At 54.0% G+C, this 18,476-nt stretch carries 17 protein-coding genes; 4 read left to right on the top strand and 13 right to left on the bottom strand.

Translation table 11 applies throughout. From position 1 onward, the window contains the following. Window positions 1-17 precede the first annotated feature (17 nt). Genes B7994_RS04305 through argS form a run of 3 tightly spaced genes read left to right on the top strand, consistent with a single transcriptional unit; the run spans window position 18 to window position 2,572 of the window. The gene (locus B7994_RS04305) at window positions 18-455 is read left to right on the top strand and encodes a LytR C-terminal domain-containing protein (RefSeq protein ID WP_088637265.1); all 438 of its coding nucleotides are present in this window, start codon (window positions 18-20) and stop codon (window positions 453-455) included. Then, window positions 442-858 carry a ribosome silencing factor gene (gene rsfS / locus B7994_RS04300; protein ID WP_088637264.1) on the top strand — a complete coding sequence of 139 codons (417 nt, stop codon included), beginning with the start codon at window positions 442-444 and terminating at the stop codon, window positions 856-858. The genes B7994_RS04305 and rsfS overlap by 14 nt, the downstream gene beginning before the upstream one ends. Further along, window positions 845-2,572, top strand: coding sequence for an arginine--tRNA ligase (gene argS, locus B7994_RS04295; RefSeq protein WP_088637263.1), 1,728 nt, complete (start codon window positions 845-847; stop codon window positions 2,570-2,572). Before rsfS ends, argS begins: the two co-directional genes overlap by 14 nt. Window positions 2,573-2,636: 64 nt before the next feature. On the opposite strand, the gene B7994_RS04290 is transcribed toward argS, so the two are convergent. Genes B7994_RS04290 through B7994_RS04270 form a run of 5 tightly spaced genes read right to left on the bottom strand, consistent with a single transcriptional unit; the run spans window position 2,637 to window position 8,630 of the window. Continuing rightward, the gene (locus tag B7994_RS04290; protein WP_088637262.1) at window positions 2,637-3,578 is read right to left on the bottom strand and encodes an NAD(P)-dependent oxidoreductase; all 942 of its coding nucleotides are present in this window, start codon (window positions 3,576-3,578) and stop codon (window positions 2,637-2,639) included. Window positions 3,579-3,596: 18 nt separating this feature from the next. Further along, window positions 3,597-5,120, bottom strand: a complete 1,524-nt coding sequence (gene cobA / locus B7994_RS04285) for a uroporphyrinogen-III C-methyltransferase (protein ID WP_088637261.1) — start codon at window positions 5,118-5,120, stop codon at window positions 3,597-3,599. Window positions 5,121-5,137: 17 nt separating this feature from the next. Further along, window positions 5,138-6,076 (bottom strand): hydroxymethylbilane synthase, encoded by a 939-nt coding sequence (gene hemC, locus B7994_RS04280; protein WP_088637260.1) that lies wholly within the window; start codon window positions 6,074-6,076, stop codon window positions 5,138-5,140. Further along, window positions 6,077-7,342, bottom strand: a complete 1,266-nt coding sequence (hemA, locus tag B7994_RS04275) for a glutamyl-tRNA reductase (RefSeq protein ID WP_088637259.1) — start codon at window positions 7,340-7,342, stop codon at window positions 6,077-6,079. A 28-nt stretch (window positions 7,343-7,370) separates the two neighbouring features. Then, window positions 7,371-8,630, bottom strand: a complete 1,260-nt coding sequence (locus B7994_RS04270) for a CotH kinase family protein (RefSeq protein WP_088637258.1) — start codon at window positions 8,628-8,630, stop codon at window positions 7,371-7,373. A 55-nt stretch (window positions 8,631-8,685) separates the two neighbouring features. On the opposite strand from B7994_RS04270, the gene B7994_RS04265 reads away from it, so the two are divergent. Then, on the top strand, window positions 8,686-9,471 hold the full coding sequence (locus B7994_RS04265; RefSeq protein WP_144063748.1) for a hypothetical protein: 786 nt from the start codon (window positions 8,686-8,688) through the stop codon (window positions 9,469-9,471). A gap of 10 nt (window positions 9,472-9,481) precedes the next feature. Here the strand turns inward: B7994_RS04265 and B7994_RS04260 are convergent, their stop codons facing one another. From B7994_RS04260 to B7994_RS04225, 8 genes are all read right to left on the bottom strand, one after another. Continuing rightward, window positions 9,482-10,438, bottom strand: coding sequence for an Lrp/AsnC family transcriptional regulator (locus B7994_RS04260; RefSeq protein ID WP_088637256.1), 957 nt, complete (start codon window positions 10,436-10,438; stop codon window positions 9,482-9,484). Window positions 10,439-10,486: 48 nt separating this feature from the next. Next, a complete protein-coding gene (nirJ1, locus tag B7994_RS04255; protein WP_088637255.1) occupies window positions 10,487-11,662 on the bottom strand; it encodes a putative heme d1 biosynthesis radical SAM protein NirJ1 in 1,176 nt (391 codons plus the stop codon). Window positions 11,663-11,748: 86 nt separating this feature from the next. Next, on the bottom strand, window positions 11,749-12,054 hold the full coding sequence (locus tag B7994_RS04250; RefSeq protein WP_088637254.1) for a hypothetical protein: 306 nt from the start codon (window positions 12,052-12,054) through the stop codon (window positions 11,749-11,751). 110 nt (window positions 12,055-12,164) lie between these two features. Continuing rightward, a complete protein-coding gene (mnmG, locus tag B7994_RS04245; protein WP_233143017.1) occupies window positions 12,165-14,078 on the bottom strand; it encodes a tRNA uridine-5-carboxymethylaminomethyl(34) synthesis enzyme MnmG in 1,914 nt (637 codons plus the stop codon). Next, window positions 14,078-15,370 (bottom strand): FKBP-type peptidyl-prolyl cis-trans isomerase N-terminal domain-containing protein, encoded by a 1,293-nt coding sequence (locus tag B7994_RS04240; RefSeq protein WP_088637253.1) that lies wholly within the window; start codon window positions 15,368-15,370, stop codon window positions 14,078-14,080. Before B7994_RS04240 ends, mnmG begins: the two co-directional genes overlap by 1 nt. Before the next feature lie 39 nt (window positions 15,371-15,409). Then, window positions 15,410-16,375 (bottom strand): pseudouridine synthase, encoded by a 966-nt coding sequence (locus B7994_RS04235; RefSeq protein WP_088637252.1) that lies wholly within the window; start codon window positions 16,373-16,375, stop codon window positions 15,410-15,412. A gap of 3 nt (window positions 16,376-16,378) precedes the next feature. Then, entirely contained in the window at window positions 16,379-17,827 is a 1,449-nt protein-coding gene (locus B7994_RS04230) for a DUF2914 domain-containing protein (protein WP_144063747.1), read from the bottom strand. A gap of 16 nt (window positions 17,828-17,843) precedes the next feature. Further along, on the bottom strand, window positions 17,844-18,473 hold the full coding sequence (locus B7994_RS04225) for a nicotinate-nicotinamide nucleotide adenylyltransferase (protein ID WP_088637537.1): 630 nt from the start codon (window positions 18,471-18,473) through the stop codon (window positions 17,844-17,846). Window positions 18,474-18,476: the final 3 nt, after the last annotated feature.

Here is an 18,476-nt window from a genome sequence, read left to right as displayed (position 1 = left end):
AAATTTGGCGATAGAAAATGTACAGAAAATTCGCCAAGTCAACTCACTACTCTTTCATCGCTGGAGCCGCATGTGCGGCGTTCCTTTTGCTAGGCTGCGAAGAAGAAAAGAAGACTCCGGTCGAACATATTGTACGTAGCTACAAGGGCGACATCGAAGTGCTGAACAGCTGCGGTGAACCGGGTGCTGCCGCCAAGATGCGCACATTCCTGCGCAAGAACGGTTTTGACGTGGTAAGTTTCGGAAACGACAAGTTGCAGAACTACGACGAAACCATCGTGGTGCTCCGCAACCCGGAATGGGAAGGCGCTCAGGCACTGGCCAAGACGCTCCAGACAAAGAATGTCCTCACCGTCGTAAGCAAGCGTTCGTACGTAGACGCAGCCGTGTATATAGGCAAGGATTTTAAACAAATAATAGAACCCGAACAGGGAGAAACAAATGACAAAGAATAAGCAAGATTTGCCAGAATCCGTCCAGATTGGCGCAAGCATCCTGTTTGAGTTGCGCGCCCAGAACGTGCAGTTGATTGACCTGCGCGGCATCAAGGACGTGACCGACTACTTCCTCGTGGCCACCTGCGAGAGCGAAGCCCAGATGCAGGCTATTCTGAACGAACTGCGCAAGGAGTTCAAGGCCAACAAGCTCCCGTCCGTGGGCGTGGAATACAAGGAAGGCGTGCGCTGGGCCGTGTTCGATGCCGGATTAGACCTGATGGTCCACCTGTTCGAAGAAGAAAAGCGCAACGAGATTTCGCTTGACCGCCTGTACGCCGACGGCAAGATTGTGGAACTCGAAGAAAATGACTTTGTGAAGAAGACCACCAAGAAGAAGAGCAGTGAAGATGAACTCGTTTGAGCAAGAAATCGCAGAGGCGCTCGCCGCCACCGGTTCCTTCGAGAAGGAAGCCGCTTTAAAGCTTATCTCCGTGCCGCCTGACACCAGCCACGGCAACTTCACCATCCCTTGCTTTTCGCTCGCGAAGGTGATGCGCAAGGCCCCGAAGATGATTGCGGAAGACCTCGCCGCCCAGGTGAAGCTCCCCGCAGGACTTTCGAAGGTGGAAGCCGTGAACGGCTACCTGAACTTCTTCATCGACCGCGGATTCCTCGCGAAGTCGACTCTCGAAGAAATCGCCGCGAAGGGTTTGGAATACGGGCACGCCGACCCGAATGGCAAGGTCGTGTGCATCGACTTCAGTTCCCCGAACATCGGCAAGGAACTCGCCTTCCACCACCTGCGCTCCACGATGATCGGAAACTCGCTTTCCCGCATCTACAAGGCCGCAGGCTACAAGGTGGAACGCATCAATCACCTGGGCGACTGGGGTACCGCATTCGGCAAGCTCATCGTGATGTACCTGCGTGAAAACCGCCCGACGGACGACGCCACGCTCGATAGCCTCACCGTGAAGGAACTCAACATCCTTTATGCCGCCTTCTCCAAGGCCAGCAAGGAAGAGCCGGGCCTCGAAGACGAAGCCCGCGCCGCTTTCACCAAGCTCGAACAGGGTGACGAATTCTACCGCAAGCTCTGGACCGCTTTCCGCGCCGCAACGCTCAAAGAACTCATGCGCATCTACGACATGATGGGCGTGGGCTTTGACCACTACACCGGCGAATCCTTCTTCGAAGACAAGATTCCCGCCATTCTCGACGAACTCCGCGAAAAGAACCTGATGGTCAAGAGCCAGGATTTGGACGTGGTGATGCTCGACGAATTCGACCTGAACCCCTGCCTTATCCGCAAGAGCGACGGTTCTACCTTGTACGCAACCCGCGACCTCGCTGCCGCCTGCTACCGCAAGAAGGAATACAACTTCGACAAGTGCCTTTACGTGGTGGACCTCGGACAGGCTCTGCACTTTAAGCAAGTGTTCCACGTGCTTAAGAAGATGGGCCGCGAATGGTACAAGGACATGTACCACATTCCGTTCGGCGTGATTCTGCAGCTGGTGGACGGCAAGTGGGAAAAGGGCAAGACCCGTACGGGTACCGCAAGCCTGCTTCGCGACGTGATTGAAGCCGCCCAGAAGAAGATTCTCGAATTCATCGACGAGAAGAATCCGAATCTTGAAAACAAGGAACTCATCGCCCGCCAGATCGGTATTTCTGCACTCACCTTCAACGACTTGAAGAACAGCCGCCTGAAGGACGTGCGCTTCGATTGGGATGCCGTGATGAGCTTCGAAGGCGATACTGGTCCGTATGTGCAGAACGCCCACGTGCGCCTCTGCAGCATTATGCGCAAGGCCGGCATTGAACGCGCGGACCTCGCCGCCGCAATCAAGGACGTGAACTTTGCCGAACTCAGCGACGATGCCGCATACAGCCTCATCAACATCCTGTCAAAGAAGGGCAAGAAGATTCTGGACGCTGTCGCCGGTGACGAACCGAGCGTTCTCGCCCAGTACGCCCTTGAAATCGCAGAAGCCGCGCACAAGTTCATCCACGAAGACCGTGTGCTCGGTTCCGCCGAAGAGAAGTCCCGCCTGTTCCTGGTTCAGGCCACGCAGATTGTGCTCGAAAACGTGCTCGACCTGCTCGGACTCTTCCCCATCAGGCAAATGTAAGGAAGGCTCCTGCAAATATTAAAACGGCAGCATTTCGCGGCCGTTTTTTTGCTTTAAGTTCGCACTATTTGAATTCGCGCTCGATTTTTTCCAGGGCGTCGCGCCAGGTTTCCTGGATGTGCTGCTTGAGTTTCTTGGCAAGCGAGGGGGCACGGCCCTGCGTGGAGACGGTCACGGCGATATTTTCGCCAAAATCCATACGGGCGGGCACGATGAAGTCGCCATCGAGGTAGTCGCAGGCGTTATTGACCAAAATACGGCGGGCGCGGGCATCGTTAGAAACCTGTGCATTGACTGCCGGATGGTCCGTGCAGATAAAGACCATGAAGATGCCTCGGAGGTCGAGCGGTTCGTAAGGACGATTCTTTAAAGTAATCGAAGCCGACGGGTCAGCGCCTTCGCCGAACTTAAGCGCATCAAATTCAGGGTCGAACTGCGGCGCAACCACGGTGATGCGGGCTCCCGTCGGCAGGAGCGTCCTGACCTTACGCAATGCAATACGGCCACCGCCCACCACGAGAACGTTACGACCTTCGAGATTCAGCTCGATGGAAAAAAGGTTTGATGTTTTAGACGAAAGACGATTTCCTTCAACAATGCCATTATTTTCTTTCGTCTTTCGTCTGTAGCCCGCGTCAGCGGGCGTTCTTTCGTCTAATTGCGCATTGCGGATGCCGTTCACAACCATACCGGCAAATTCCTTCCAGTCGCCGAGGCAAGGCATAAGCGTTATAGGAATCTGCGGAAATTCCTCCTGCAGCTTAGCGACCACACGGGGAACATCGTTTTTCGTATGCTGGCCGTTCAAAAGCAGGAACGGCAGGAGCGTCACCGATTCTACATCTTCGCGGAGGAGTGTGCGCAGGTCGTTTTCCAAATCCAACAGGCTCGTACTTGCGACACGCGTGCCGGGCAAATCATGATGAAGTTTGTCCAAAATACCTTCGAAGCCCTTGTAGGCCCCAGGTAGAATGCAGTGATGCGCGATAATCAGAATAGCTTTCATAAAATGTGGAATGAAGAATCAAGATTCCTGGGAATAAAAATCAACAATCTTCTTTACGAGGGAATCCATCGTCGTTTCGTCGGAGGTGACGGTTTCAAAGCCGTGCTTGCGGGCGGCAGATTCTGTCATGCGGCCGATGCAGAAAGCGAGACGGGGTTCGCTGTCGATGGGTGCGGCTAGGGCACTGAAATTTTCGACGGCGCTGGTGCTCGCGAACACGACGGAATCGGCGCCGGCAACTGCATCTCGCTTCCATTCGGGGAGTTCAGCCACCGGGAGCGTTTCGTAGACCACCCAGCGGGTCGCCTGCGGGAGCAGTTTGAGCAGGGTATCGTCGGCAAGATTGCCCTGCAGCAGAAGGATGCGAGACTGGTCCACAGGGAGCGAGGCCAGCAGCTTTCCGAGGCCTTCGCCGGTATGGTCTTCGGGCACGTAATCGCAGCGAATGCCATATTCCAGCAACTTCTTTTCGGTAATCTTCCCCACACTCACAATCTTCTTGCCGGCAAGCACGCGCACGTCAAAGCCCGCGGCGAACAACTGTCTGAAGAAACTTTCCACGCCGTTCGTGCTCGTGAAGGCAAGGATGTCAAAATTCGCGAGAGTGTTGAAGTCGACAGATTCCGGCTCGGAGGCCGGAATGACGTGCGGGCAATCGAGCGCGCGGGTCTCGATCATCGGAGTTTCGATAACTTCGGCACCGAGGGCCGTGAGGCGTGCGGTAATCCCGCTAGACTGCTTTGCGGCACGCGTCACCACGAGGCGCTTGCCCGAAAGCGGCAAGTTCTTTTTCCATGCAAGCTTGTTGCCGAGTTCCACGACGCCGCCCATGATTGTAATCGCGGGCGCCGTCACGTTTTCGCGAGCAATCGTCTCCCCCGCAGTCTCGAGCGTCGCCATGACAGTGCGCTGGTACGGGGTCGTGCCCTTCTCGATAAAGGCGAGCGGAGTTTTCGGGGCCTTACCGCATTCCATAAGCCGGTGCGCAATAAAGTCCATGTTGGCAATACCCATCAGGAAGATGAGGGTACCGGGACACTTCGCGAGCGCCTCGAAGTCGAGGGAAAGTTCTCCGTTCGACTCCGCCTTTTCATGCCCGGTGATGATATGAAAACTCGTCGCAATGCCACGATGACTTACGGGGATACCCGCATACGCAGGCACCGAGATTGCAGACGTAATGCCCGGAACCACCTCAAATTCTATACCGGCAGCAACAAGTTCCAGAGCCTCCTCGCCGCCACGCCCGAACACGAACGGGTCGCCTCCCTTGAGGCGCGCAATAGTCGCGCCGGGCATCTCGTTGGCGAACTGCACCAGAAGTTTGTTGATTTCGGACTGTTTGACCTTGTGATGCGTCGGCATCTTGCCCACATCCACCATCTTCGCCTTGGGATTGCAGAACGAAAGAATCGCGGGCGAAACAAGGCGGTCATAGACCACAACATCGGCCTTCTCAATAATTTCCTTACCGCGGAGCGTCAAGAGCCCCGGATCGCCAGGACCCGCACCAATCAAGTAAACCTTTCCAGCACCGCTCATTACAAACCCTCAATACACTATAGCTGTTCGCGAATCTTGCCCGCAAGAGCAATTCCCGCCTCGCGCGCCGCCTCAATTGTCATAACCGGACCGCAACATTCCGCACGGAGCAACCGTTTAGACGCCTCGTCCCAGTAGATTCCGCGAATTTTCATTACCGGCGCAGCGTCCGCATTCTCGGCACCCGAACCCTGGACGAATTCCGCAAAACTCGCCACCGGGAACTGACAACCCGCATTGAGCGCCTTGAGGAAGGCCATCTCGGCAACGGCAATGCAATAGGTGGGAGCGTCGTTTACACGAGCGAGGATGCCCGCAACCTGCGCGTTATCCGCCAGAGTCTCTATGGCCAAAATTCCCTGGCCAGAAGCCGGCAATACCTTGTCCGTATCGAAATACTCCGTCACCTGGTCAGCAAGGCCCATGCGCTTGAGGCCGGCAGCCGCCAGCACGACGCCGTCAAGTTCTTCAAGTTTCGAGAGACGCGTCTGGATGTTCCCGCGGATAGGCACGTATTCCAGGTCCGGACGGAGCGCCTTGAGTTGCACTACCCTGCGGATGCTGCCCGTACCGACGCGGGCACCTGAGGGCAAGTCCATGAACCTTTTGCCGTTCACTCCCCCGTGGGCAATAAACGCATCGCGCGGGTCCTCACGCTTCAGGACTGCGGCCAACTTGAATTCCGGCATAACTTCTGCCGGCATGTCCTTGAGGCTATGCACCGCAATGTCGGCGCGGCCTTCGAGCAGGGCAACTTCGAGTTCCTTGATGAACACGCCCTTGCCACCGAAGCTCGCAAGGGACTTGTCGAGCCTTCGGTCGCCCTCGGTCGTCATCGGCACGAGTTCGTATTCAAGCCCAGGGTTCGACGACACGAGGACCTTGGCGGCAAGCGTAGTCTGCGCCACGGCAAGGGCGCTCTTGCGGGTCGCAATGCGTAGCAAGGAGTCTCGCATCTAATTCTCCCCTCCCAGAGATTCCGCATCAAGTGCGGAATGACGTTTGTCAGACTGATCTAGACATTTAAGGAAAATTTTCACGTCTTCGGGCGAATTGCCGGCCTTCACCTTGTACAGGTAGTCATTTGCCATCTTCTTGGCAAAGCGCTCGTACATCATCGCAATCCGCCTACAGTCTTCTTCCGGCAAGTCCGGCATCGACCGCAACAATTTTTCGGCATCTTCGTTTGCCGAGCGCACCATGCGTTCCGCATACACATTTATCTCTTTCGAGACCTCATCCATGCTGTTCCAGTGCACGAACTCGTCAATGCCTTCCTTCAGAATCTTCTGCGCGGCATCTAATTCTTCCATGCGCAGGCGGCGGTTCTCGGAAACAATCTTTTCCAGGTCATCGACACACACGTATTCCACGCCAGGCAATTCCCCGACGCTTGCTTCCGCATTGCGCGGGCTACCGAGGTCAACTACCAAGTGGCATGTATTTCCGGCGCCGGAAAATTCATTCTTCGTGACGATGGGTTCCTGGCAGGCACTGCAGAGGATAACCACGTCGCATTTGCCCAGCACGCTATAGCGGTCCTCGTACTTCACGGGGGTAAGCACGTCCGCGAACTTTTCGGCATTCGCAAATGTCTTGCTGCTAGCATAGATGTTCGTCGTGTATTCCTGCACATACTTGAGCATCAGCGAACCCATTTCGCCAAGCCCAACAATATACACGGTACGGTTTTCAAGGTCGTTAAACGTATGCAGCACCTGCTTCATCGCCAAGAACGGGATGTTGCAACTAAGCTTACTCAGGTTCGTCTCGGTCTTGATGCGCTTGGTGGTGTGGATTGCCCCCTGGAACAACTTGTTCAGGGTATTGCCCGTCGCTTGGAGCGAATGTGCCGTCTCGTATGCACGGCCAATCTGGTGTAATATCTGGTCCTCGCCCACCGCCACAGAATCGAGCCCGGCACACACGTTCATCACATGGTGGACAACCTCATCTCCCGACTTGAAATAGAAAAACTTGGCAAAATCGTCGTAGTTCTGCCCTGCCAACCCACACACATACCGCACAAGTTCCGATTCGTCAATTACTCGGTCAGAAGCCACGTAGACTTCAGTGCGGTTGCAGGTCGCAAGGATCAGGAGTTCGTCAAACGGGGATTTTTCAAGCGCAGCAGTCTTGACATCCATCGCGATGTAGAACTTTTCGCGGATTGCAATTTCTGCCACCTTGTGGCTCATGCCTGCCATGTAGATTTTGCGCATGGAGACAATTTAGAAAATTAAGGGGCTGTTATTTTTTGACGGACTTGCTCAGTTCGTTGTTAATCCACTTATACCGAGTTTTCATCCAAGCCACCATCGAATCCAGGGCCTCGTCATAATCCTTGAAGGGTTCCTTGAGTGCCCAGTTCTCTGTATTTTCCATAATAGGCCAGCGTTTGTATTCATTTTTAAGCGCGCGTGAAATATTCGAGGCATACAAGGGAACACTGTCAATAAGCGCACGGAACGTATCCCTGTGATAAAACCAATAGTCCAACGCCTTGGGACGAACTTCCCGATTGTTGAATATACGGCTGAACCATTTATAGCGGACTATGTACCAGCCATCAGCGCCACGGTTCTTCTTATACGACTCGTTCCCAAACGAGATATCGAAATCCCAGAGAGGGCCAAACCGCATCGGGTTCCCCTTCTCCCACGAAATAAATATGCTGCGACCGAAATTACCGTCTTCATTTTTCGAGAACTCCTGTACCCAGTAATAAAGGATAAAATCGTCTATGTCAATCCATTCACGCATCTGTCTCCCGCTGGAGGATTCGCCATCACGCATGAACTCTTCGAACTCGTTCAGTTGGTCGACAAGCATTGCAGCCGACTCGGGTTTAAGGTTCTTCGGATTCTTTACATGGAACGAAAATCCCATCGACGACGTGACGAACGGCGAATCCTGCTTTTTGCTGCTTTCCTTTTCGAACAGGAACGAAGAATCGTTCTTGGCGATATTCACGCGATTCTTCCCGACCTTCACCGTCTCGGAAAGCAGATATAGCCCCATGTACTTGCGATTAAGATAGAGTTCCACATACCGGCAGCGCGGTGTATAGCGGGCGCCAAGCCATTCCGAAAGGCGAGTCATCATGAAGTTTCGCAAATGGGTCTTGTCGCCGTAATTTGCAATCAATGCCCAATCGCGATTCTCCGGCATTCCCAGAAGGCTTACTTTATCATCAAATTCCAGTTTCATGCCATACTTCGGCATCATAAAACTGGAATTACCTCGGCCACGTACCGTCAGCGAATAGACCTCGCTTTCGGGGGCACTTTGGCCATAAATCTGCAAATGCGACGGGAATTCCGTCTCACGGTCACGAATTTCGCGGAAATCTTCTGTTTCGATGACAATGCGGGGCAAATCCGCATACGGATACTCAGAATCATTCAACGGAAGAAATTCAGGCGTTTCCTCGGGTACGTCCCACACGCAACTGCTAAAAATCAACGACAGCAGCACAGGAACAGCAAGTTTTCGCCAAAAGAAATTCATTCATTTGTTAAAATAATATATTTTTATGACAATGTTCAAGAGACTCGGACTGATATTGCTATGTACCACGCTCCACTGCGTGGCTACCGAGGTATTGCATCCGATTACCCCTCCCACCACCCATGCCATTGCCGAAGGCACATTCGAGCTAGACGAAGACGTTTACAGTTTCGACACAAGATTTTCGATAGAGTTCGCCCCCACGGAACGCTTTAGCCTGTATGCCGATGTCTCGTACCGTTTCATGGAATACAGTTACGAATATTCCACAAAAGGATACGTCCACAACTACTGCAACTTACACACTAACGGCTTCAACGAGACATATGTCGGATTCCGCAGCATAATATTCAGGCACATCGGACTTGATTGGGGGTGGAGATTCCCGCCCGGCGAAGGATCCCGGCTTCAGAGATTCCACAGGCTAAACATAGAACCATTCGTGTATCTACCTTTTTCAAAGTCTCTCCTGCTCGGGACATCACTACGCTATAACAGATTCCTTGAAGACAAAAACTACAAGCCCGGCGACGAAATCGGGATAAAGGCGTCGTTCGTATGGAAACTTCGGTGGGACGAGGAAAAAGGAACGGGCTGGAAGATTAGCGAGACTGCACTTTTCCAGACACGGTTTCATGATTCAAAGAACCTGAATCTCGAGGAAAAATACAGCAGCATGGACGACAGATATTCCGGTTTCAAGTTCCGCTTCGACGTTTCCCGTTCATTTAGTTTATTTAAAGTCCCGATTGGAATCGGGCTAGACTATGAAATTCACAAGGGAACGCTGTTCGGGTTCGAGACTGGTCACCGTATTGGTGCGTACTTCAATCTGTTGTAAATAAAGAGCCCTATTCGAAAAAGCGGAAACTCGTTTTCTTGAGTTCGCGCACGGAATTGAGGACAGCGTATTCGGGATTGCCGATAGAAGCTGCGGCATCTTTTATATACTGGTCGAGTTCAGCAGCGGACTGCGCATGCATCATGGCGTACAGATTGTACGGGAAGCCTTCAAATACGGGCCGCTCGTAACAATGGGAAACATAGGGCTTCTGCGCAAGAACTGTCCCGGCATCGGAAGGAGTCGCAAAGCAGACCATCGCATTGTAGGCAAAGCCCGCATCCTGGTGCCGGAGGATTGCCCCAAAGCGGCGCATTCTCTTTTGGGCGAGGTCGTCGCGGAGCTCTTCGGTAGATACGCCCCAGTCCTTGAAGGGCGTGAGCGTGTGAGGAATATCGGTACAGGCGAGGCTGATTCGTGATTGGTCTGGACCAGACAAGACGCAGACAGGAGATTGCTTCCGCCACGCTCCGCTCGCGGCAGACTCAGTTTTCTCCACTCGCATTGACGATTCAGTTTTTAGCGCGGCAGTACCCATCACCGTGTTTATCTTGAACTTCTTCGTTGCGGAAAGGACATGCACGTCGCGAAGGTCCGTGTTTGCGCAAAGCCCGTCCACAATCGCATGGATTTCGCCTTCCGACTGAGCAATAACTGTAAACCAGACATTGTATTCGTGGGAACGGACGTAATTGTGGGTAATCGCAGAAATTTCGTTGACCGTAGCCGCAAATCTATCAATATCGGCAACCTTGCCCGCACAAAGACGCGAAACAAAACCGAGCCTACGGGAATCGTACACTCCACCGATACGGCGGATAACACCCGACTTGCGCAGACTCTCGACCGCAGCAAAAGTGCTCTGCTCGTCGAAGCCAAGCCGCCCCGCCAATACCTGGTACGGGCGCTCTTCCAGCGGGAAGGCGTCCTGGATAATGGCGAGGAGATTTTGTTCAAGAGCAGTCATAAAGAATGTGAGATGTGAAATGTGTGATGTGAGATTATTAGTTACTCATTACACATTTGTAATTTCCTCGTCCGTCAGATAGCAGGCCGGGTCCTGTTCCCAAAAGTCGCCCGTCACGGCTTCGGCGCGGGTGCGGAAGTTCCCGTTGCAAAGGTTCAGGTAGGTGCACTTGGGGCAGCGTCCCTTCAGAATCGGCTTGCGGTTCTTGAGACCCGCCATAATCGGGTTACTTTCATCGCTCCAGATTTCACCGAAGCTGCGTTCGCGCACGTTGCCGAGCGTAATGTACTGCGTGAACTGGTCAGGGTGAACGTTGCCAATGCTGTCGATGTTGCCAAAGGCCATGCCGCTGCGGTTTCCGCCGTTACGCTGAATAAGTTCCAGTACTTTCTCGGCACGGGCAGGGTCTTCGCGCTTCATGCGCAGGTACAGGTAAACAGCGTCAGCGTGATTATCTACCGTCAGAATTTCCTTGTCGATCCCGCGCTTCTTGAAATCGAGCGTGCGGTCGATAATCAAGTCCATCGCCTTGCGGCTTTCTTCATGGTTCAAATCGTTTGCAACCATCGCGGAACCGCGCCCGCTATACACCAAGTGGTAGAAGCACACACGGTCAATATTTTCACTTTCAAGCAGGTCAAAAATTGCATTCAGATCCTGAACATTGTAGCGCGTAATCGTAAAACGCAGGCCCACCTTCTGACCGGTCGCTACGCAGTTGCGGATGCCACAGAGTGCAAGCCTGTAGGCGCCCTCCTTGCCGCGGAACTTGTCGTGCGTTGCTTCGCAGCCATCGAGGCTGATACCCACGTAGCCCACACCCATGTCCTTGAGTTTCTGGGCAACATCGGGCGTAATGCAGGTTCCGTTCGTGCTGATGGTCGGGCGGATTCCCTTGCTTGCCGCATAGTTCGCAAGTTCAAAAAAATCGGGACGAAGCAAAGGCTCGCCACCGCTAAAGAGGATTACCGGCACCTTGAAATCGGCCAACTGATCTATGAGGGCGATTCCCTCTTCGTGAGTCAATTCGTTCTGGTACTTGATGGCCTCGGAGCGAGCATAGCAGTGCACGCAACTCAGATTGCAGGTCTTGGTGCAGTTCCACACCACAACGGGACCGCGACCCGGCGCCACTCCGTTCTTGCATTCGTGCGCCTTTGGTTCGTAGCGCAGTTGGTCGCCGTAATTCGGGGAATCCATCAAAAGCTTGGTAATGCTAATCATGAACGCAAATATAGAAATTCAAGAATGCCGGACATAAAAAAACACCCTCGGCGAACCGAGGGCGTCAAAAGTCAAAGAAATCTAGATTACTTTTCGGCAGCGAACTTCTTGGAGGCAGCCTTGACCTTCGGGTCGTTCTGCGCATCCTTGATCTTCTGCTTGATGCCGTCCTCGATCTGCTTCTTGAGCTTGGCGGCGAGGGCGGGGAAACGGTCTTCCAGGGAATCACTGAAAACGGCCGGCTTCTTGGCAGCAGGAGCTGCCCCCTTGCGCTTGGCGTTCAGGGGGCGCTTCTTCTTGGCCGGAGCCTTCTTTTCTTGAGCTTTTTCTTTGGATTTCGGTTCCTGAGGCTTGACTTCTTCGGTGGATTTGACTTCTGTTTCTTCTGCCATAATGTACCTCTTGGAAATTTGTCTTTAGACAATTATGTTAATTTGACGGCCCAAAGATAGCATTTTTTGGCGAAATTTGCAAGTGAGGCCCCTCAAACCGCAAAGCCAGTCTAGCGATTTTCAAGCCAATGCGCAAGGACCGTGATATCGGCAGGGCGTACGCCAGGCACGCGGCTAGCCTGGCCGAGAGTAAGCGGCTTGTGGGCGTTCAGGCGCTGGCGACTCTCGATGCTGATGGCAGTCACCTGCATGTAGTCCAGGTTCTCGGGCAGGCGAACCGCTTCCATCTTCTTCTGGTCGTCGATTTCGCGGGCCTGCCTGTCGAAGAAGCCGGCATAGATTTCCTCGGCATACATGAACCACTGGTCACGGCGGGCAAGAGTCATATCCGGGAGCGCGGTCCGGAAAAACAGTTCCGGATCAATTCCTGGACGGCGCAATACGTTAATCCAGCGGCAGCGTTCGCTCGCAAGGGCCTGTCCCCCGCTGGCAAGGATAATATTCGCCTGGTCCGGAGTGGCTGATTCTTCAGCAAGGCGCTTGCGAGCGGCATCCATCAGGTCAAGGCGATGTTTCCAGTCGGCATAGTCGCTATCCGAAATCATCCCGATTTCGTGAGCGCGCTCCTTCAGACGCGTTTCCGCATTGTCGCTACGGAGGAAAAGCCTGTATTCGGCGCGGCTCGTGAACATCCTGTACGGTTCGTCCAGCAGGATGTTCGTGAGGTCGTCCGCCATCACCCCTAGGTAACTGTCGGAACGACCTAAAATAAAGGGCCCTTCGCCCTTTATTTTCAGAGCCGCGTTGATTCCCGCCAGGAGTCCCTGACCCGCGGCCTCTTCATAGCCGCTCGTACCGCAGACCTGGCCAGCAAAGTACAGGCCCGGAACCTTCTTGCATTCGAACGTCGGGTAAAGCTGCGTAGCATCGACAGAATCGTATTCTACCGCATAGCCAATCTGCAACACACGGGCGCGCGTAAGGCCCGGAATCGTGTGGATGGCTGCAAGCTGGATATCTGCAGGGAGGCTCGAGCTGAACCCGTTGATGTAAACACGACCGATATCCGCCTGTTCCGGTTCAAGGAATAGCTGGTGGCCGTCACGGTCGCCAAAGCGGTTGATCTTGTCCTCGATACTCGGGCAATAGCGCGGGCCCTTGCCGTGGATACGCCCGCTAAACATCGGGCTATCCTTGAACCCGCTCCGCAGAATGTCGTGCGTCTTGATGTTGGTACGTGTAATCCAGCAAACGCAATCGTTACGTACAAACTTGTTTAGAGCATCGCCCCAGAAATAGTCCGCATCGCGACCGGGAACAGTCTCGGCAACGTGACGGTCACTCATGGGCCAGGCGACATCGTCGCCGCGCTGCACGTCGCATTCGTTAAAGTCGATGGAATCCGGATCAAGTCGGCTCGGCGTACCCGTCTTGAGTCTGCGTAACGCAATGCCGTTAAACGCAAGGCATTCCGAAAGTTTGTCCGCACTCGGCTCGCCCACTCGCCCACCGATGCTCGTCTCGAGCCCAGTAAACATCTTGGAGGCAAGGAAGGTACCACTCGTAACAACGAGTGCACGGGTCACGTAGCGGTCGCCATTCAAAAGCGTGAGTTCCAGGCGGCCATCTGCCATGCGTTCAAACGCGGCAAGTTCCCCCTGGATAACGGAAAGCCCGGGAAGGTTCGTAATGACCTCTCGGGCAATCTCGCTGTAATACTTCATGTCACACTGGGCGCGTGGGCCCCACACGGCAGGCCCCTTGCTCATGTTGAGCATGCGGAACTGGATGCCGGCCTTGTCGGTCAAAAGCCCCATCAGGCCACCGAGTGCATCGATGTCGCGCACAATCTGGCCTTTCGCCACCCCGCCTACGGCCGGGTTACAGCTCATACGCCCGATGGCGTTAATATCCATCGTAAGCATGGCGGTCTTTACACCGAGTTTCCAGGCGGCGTGCGTCGCCTCGATGCCGGCATGACCGCCACCGACTACGACGACATCGTATTGTGCGTTTATAGACACTACTTCGTTGCGGCAGCGGGCTTGAGCGTGTCAACCACTGCGGGCTTCGGCGGTTCGATATTCCACACGACAGGCTTGCCTTCCATGAGGGCGGCAATTTCCTGCTTGAGGGTATCCTTCTCGCTTTCGAAAGCAACGTATTCCTTGTACGATGCATCCGGATTCACGAGGTAGACCTTCGGGACGTAGCCATCGCTGTAGAGTTCACCGAACTGACGGGCTTCATCCCACACGATGTTGATGGTATCGTCAAACTTGGCGTTGTCGGCAAACTTGCGGATGCCAGACTTGTTGTTTCCACCGCTTGCAACAGCCACCGTGGTCAGGCCCTTCGGGGCAAATTCCTTTGCAATTTCGAGGATCTGCGGAGCAGCATGGGCGCAGTGGCCGCAAGTTGCGGAGAAGTAGAAAATCAGGAGAGGCTTGCCAGCCCAGGTCTCGAGGTTTTCGGCCTTGTTCGTAATGCCGGTAACCTTCACCTTGTAGTTCATCTTGGCAGGCATGCCGTTCACGAGCGTGTCGCCACGGAGGCCCTTCACTGCTTCCTTGAGCTTGGCTTCTTCTTCCTGAGCCTTCTTCACGGCTTCTTCACGGAGAACCTTCATCTTCTCGTTATAGCGTTCGCCCACAGCCCTGAGGGAATCGTCGGGGAGCGTAAGGGCGAGCGTCGTATCGCGCACCTTCGCGGCAGCTTCACGTACACCGATTACAAAGTAATCCAAGTCGAATTCCGTCTGGAACTGGGCACCGATGTTGACAAACTGGTTTTCGAACTGCACACCGATAAAGTAAGAGAACTTCTGGTTGCGGGTAGCCTCGGCACCGAGAACCACAGGCTGCCTCGTAGGAGCAGGAGCCTTCACGACAGGCTGGGCCTTCATGGCAGAATCCATGTAGGCGCGGAACTTGGACTGGTCACCGTTAAAGGAAGCCACCGTAGCGCTATCCGGACGGATCTTTTCCATACGGGTACGGGCGTTGGAATTGTAGTCAAAGCCGATACTCCTCAGAGAATCGGCTTCCACCTGCAGCTTGAAGCTCGAATCCTTATCGGACTTGTAGCCATCCACAATACCCTGGACAAGGGCGTCCTCGTCGAGTTCCTCGCCCATCTGCAGCGGAATCATCTTGAAATTCTGGAGAGCAAACTGGGCACCCAGCATGTAGGCGAACTTCTGGTCGTCCGTCGAAGTCAGCTTAATCTCAGCAGCAGTCTTACCAGCAGGAACATTATCACAGGCAGTCATCACCAAGGCGGCGGTGGCAAGGCCCAGCAGGACTTTACATTTCATTTTTCTACTCCTTGAACCACATAGGTTCGACTTTTCAGGCTAAAAAATAGCAAAATCTGCTAAAAGATTTTTCATTTCTGTGGGGAAATTGACACTCTTGAAATCGCGGGGGGTATCCCAGTACGGGAGACGCAGTTCCACCTTATATGCATAAAGCATGTGGTAGCGGGCCCCGAGAACGCGATAATCTTCTTCAGTCAGGCCCTCACGGGCTAGTTTATCATAATAGAAGCCGTTCTGGGCGTAGAGGCGGTCGGCGACGATCGGGAACCCGAGTTCGGCAAGGTGGGCACGGATCTGGTGCTTGCGCCCGGTCAGAAGTTCACATTCTAGCACGGTATACGTCTGACCGTCGCGTTCAAAGACAACTAACTTGCGAAAAACGGTCGAGCAGGGTTTACCGTCTTCGAACCGGAACATCTTTACTCGCAAGGGGCTCGCCGGATCTTCGCGCAAGGGAAAATCGCAGCGGAATTCCTGGTGAGGAAAGTCGCCACGAACTACCGCGAGATAGAATTTTCGGAGCAGGATACGATCCAGGTTCTTCTGGAACCGGGCTGCCGTCTCCGCGTATTTTGCAAAAAGCATGAGGCCACCCGTATCTCGGTCAAGCCGGTGCATCGGGGTCGCGGTCTCGCAGTCGGTCGCACGCCGGACAACGGAGGCAAACGTGTTGTAAAAAATGCGCCCCGTGTGGTGAACCGGAATACCCGCAGGCTTTGCAACCAAGATAAACTCGTCGTCCTCGAATACCGTATCGAAATCCGTCGGGACTTCCGGCTCCTCGTAGTTTTCCACATGATACACGACCTTGTCACCCTTATGCGCTATGGTTTCAAGGTTTGCAACAACGCCGTTGACCGAAACTAGGCCCCGTTCAAAACGGTCTATCCATTCCTCACGGCTATGGTAGGTGAATCGGTCGACAAGGGAATCAAGCAGGGGGCGGCCGTTCTGTTCCGGCCGGACCTCGCTTTCGAAGTACATGTCGCGGGGAGCCTTCATGCGTTACTGTAGGGAATCACGGACATAGCCGTTTTTCGCAGGAGAATCATTAAAGATTTCAAACTTCTGCGATCCAATGACAGCGCCGTTCTTGTAGGCCGTTTCCACAAGGTAACGGCCTGGAGCGGGATCCTTTTTCTTCGTATAACTGCGGTAGCCTGCCTCGCGCCCGCCACGCATCACCATCCGGCCCGAGGACACCTTGTCGATAAGCTTGTAGTCGCCAGTTGCCTCGTCCTTCATGTACCAACGGTATTCCAGTTCCGCCTTCAGGTCAGCCGGAGCGTAGACCGACGACAGGTAATAGACCTCGGCCCCATCGATGCGATGTACCGACGGGAGTTTCACCCCGATGGTCTGCAAGAATGTCGGGTCATCGATATCGCAGGAATAGTTCGTCCTGTCGAAATTCTGGCATACCATCTGCTGTTTCAGGACAAGCGGTACAGGCGGGACCCAGTTCATCACGTAGGCAACGATAAGCGCCGTGCTTATAACGGCGGGCGCGATGAGCACGCGCTTCTTGTGATGCGAAAGCCTCTGGATACCTATGCACACCCCGAAAGAAGCAAGCGTACTCAAGAAGAACCACAGGAATCCGATACGGTGTACCAAGTGCGGAATCGTGAAATTCATGAACATCGTCCCGAGCAGGCAGAAGAACGCGAGACTCACTCCAAAACTTTCATACTTCTTCTGCAGGAATTCGTTACCCACCAAAAGAACAGCAAGCATCAACACGAGGATAAGGGAAGCAAGCGAGCCACTACTCTTGAAATAGCACACAACAAGCGCACTGTACATGCTACCGAAACAGAACTGCATCATCCACGTGAAGCGGGATTTCCAGGCTTCGCTCCATTCGCGGTCAAGGAACCGATGGTGCACGACAATAGCGTTCTTCGGGACAGATGTGGATTCGTAACCCATCTTGCCGGCAAACTTCTTGGCTCCTGCAGTCGAAGCGTCTGCCGCATTCTTGATTTTGGATGCGGAAGCATCGGCTACATTCTTGATTTTTGACGCAACAGCGGTTGTCGCAGGCTTTGTCAAGTTCGCCATCTTGCCCGCAACCGTAGAAAATCTGGACGATGCGGCAAATGGCGCGGGCTTCTCAGCGGGTTCAGCAGCCTTGATGTTATCCGCACCGGCATCCACTGTAGCCACCGTCTGCGTCGCAGGCTTTGCGCTCTGGGCCGGAGTCATGGACTTTGCCGCCTTCAGGCGTTCCTTGGTCCAACCTTCCGGATGTTCCAGGTGAGCCGAAAGCAGCAACACCAGAATAAAGGCCCCAACATAATACGCCAGTAGGAATGCGAGGTCCGTCTGGTCGATGCGCTGCCCGAGTGTTATGGAATCCCAGCTGAAACCGGCAAGAAAAGCCACAGCCGGGAAAAACTTCTCGGCTTTCTGCACCGCCGGTTTCGCTCTTAACTTATCAACAAATTGCATTCCTACCCCACAATCCTTACGCTCTGTACAAATCGTTCTCTATGATATAGCGGTAAACCTTCGGATCGAGCCCCGCCGGTTTCTCGTTCCTGTTGCGCCAAAGATCCTTGCGAATCTGCGTGCTGGAATATTTCCCGACAAAGCCTTCCTCTGCGCCAAGCCAGTAGAGCGGCGCATACCCTTTTGCGAGGTGTTCAGCCACATCGGGTTTCGGATACCCATTACGCGCAAACACGATGAGTCCAATGTCGCGCAGGAGCAAGTGTCCGTTGTACTCCGTGCCATAAAAATGGAGCGGATCACGCCAATGCGGGATATTGCCGTAACTGTCGGCACCGACCAGTAGCCTGAAATCCGTATTCGGGAACTTTTCCTTGAGGCTCATCAGGAATACGTACGAGCCGCGGAAATCTCCCTGCTGGATTTCCAGGTCCGAAAGAATAAAGCGCGGTTCATCGGATGTCACGAGTTCCAGCATCGCGAAACGGTCATCCGGAGAGGCATTGAGAGTCTTGTCCCAACGGTCCGGGCTAGGCATGAACCAGACCTCGTCGCAGAATCCCCGCTGTAGGCAAAGCCTTGCGACCGTAATGTGATCTTCATGAATCGGGTCAAACGCCCCACCCATCACAGCAACGTTCTTCATCGC

Source organism: Fibrobacter sp. UWR2 (assembly GCF_002210285.1).
Lineage (GTDB): Bacteria > Fibrobacterota > Fibrobacteria > Fibrobacterales > Fibrobacteraceae > Fibrobacter.
Note: the sequence above shows the minus strand (reverse complement) of the source record. Positions and strands in the feature narration are given on the sequence as shown.

What these genes read in the sequence shown, in the direction of transcription:
- B7994_RS04305 (WP_088637265.1), top strand. Translation starts at nt 18, where the DNA reads ATGTACAGAAAATTCGCCAAGTCAACTCACTACTCTTTCATCGCTGGA.
- rsfS (WP_088637264.1), top strand. Translation starts at nt 442, where the DNA reads ATGACAAAGAATAAGCAAGATTTGCCAGAATCCGTCCAGATTGGCGCA.
- argS (WP_088637263.1), top strand. Translation starts at nt 845, where the DNA reads ATGAACTCGTTTGAGCAAGAAATCGCAGAGGCGCTCGCCGCCACCGGT.
- B7994_RS04290 (WP_088637262.1), bottom strand. Translation starts at nt 3,578, where the DNA reads ATGAAAGCTATTCTGATTATCGCGCATCACTGCATTCTACCTGGGGCC.
- cobA (WP_088637261.1), bottom strand. Translation starts at nt 5,120, where the DNA reads ATGAGCGGTGCTGGAAAGGTTTACTTGATTGGTGCGGGTCCTGGCGAT.
- hemC (WP_088637260.1), bottom strand. Translation starts at nt 6,076, where the DNA reads ATGCGAGACTCCTTGCTACGCATTGCGACCCGCAAGAGCGCCCTTGCC.
- hemA (WP_088637259.1), bottom strand. Translation starts at nt 7,342, where the DNA reads ATGCGCAAAATCTACATGGCAGGCATGAGCCACAAGGTGGCAGAAATT.
- B7994_RS04270 (WP_088637258.1), bottom strand. Translation starts at nt 8,630, where the DNA reads ATGAATTTCTTTTGGCGAAAACTTGCTGTTCCTGTGCTGCTGTCGTTG.
- B7994_RS04260 (WP_088637256.1), bottom strand. Translation starts at nt 10,438, where the DNA reads ATGACTGCTCTTGAACAAAATCTCCTCGCCATTATCCAGGACGCCTTC.
- nirJ1 (WP_088637255.1), bottom strand. Translation starts at nt 11,662, where the DNA reads ATGATTAGCATTACCAAGCTTTTGATGGATTCCCCGAATTACGGCGAC.
- B7994_RS04250 (WP_088637254.1), bottom strand. Translation starts at nt 12,054, where the DNA reads ATGGCAGAAGAAACAGAAGTCAAATCCACCGAAGAAGTCAAGCCTCAG.
- B7994_RS04240 (WP_088637253.1), bottom strand. Translation starts at nt 15,370, where the DNA reads ATGAAATGTAAAGTCCTGCTGGGCCTTGCCACCGCCGCCTTGGTGATG.
- B7994_RS04235 (WP_088637252.1), bottom strand. Translation starts at nt 16,375, where the DNA reads ATGAAGGCTCCCCGCGACATGTACTTCGAAAGCGAGGTCCGGCCGGAA.
- B7994_RS04230 (WP_144063747.1), bottom strand. Translation starts at nt 17,827, where the DNA reads ATGCAATTTGTTGATAAGTTAAGAGCGAAACCGGCGGTGCAGAAAGCC.
- B7994_RS04225 (WP_088637537.1), bottom strand. Translation starts at nt 18,473, where the DNA reads ATGAAGAACGTTGCTGTGATGGGTGGGGCGTTTGACCCGATTCATGAA.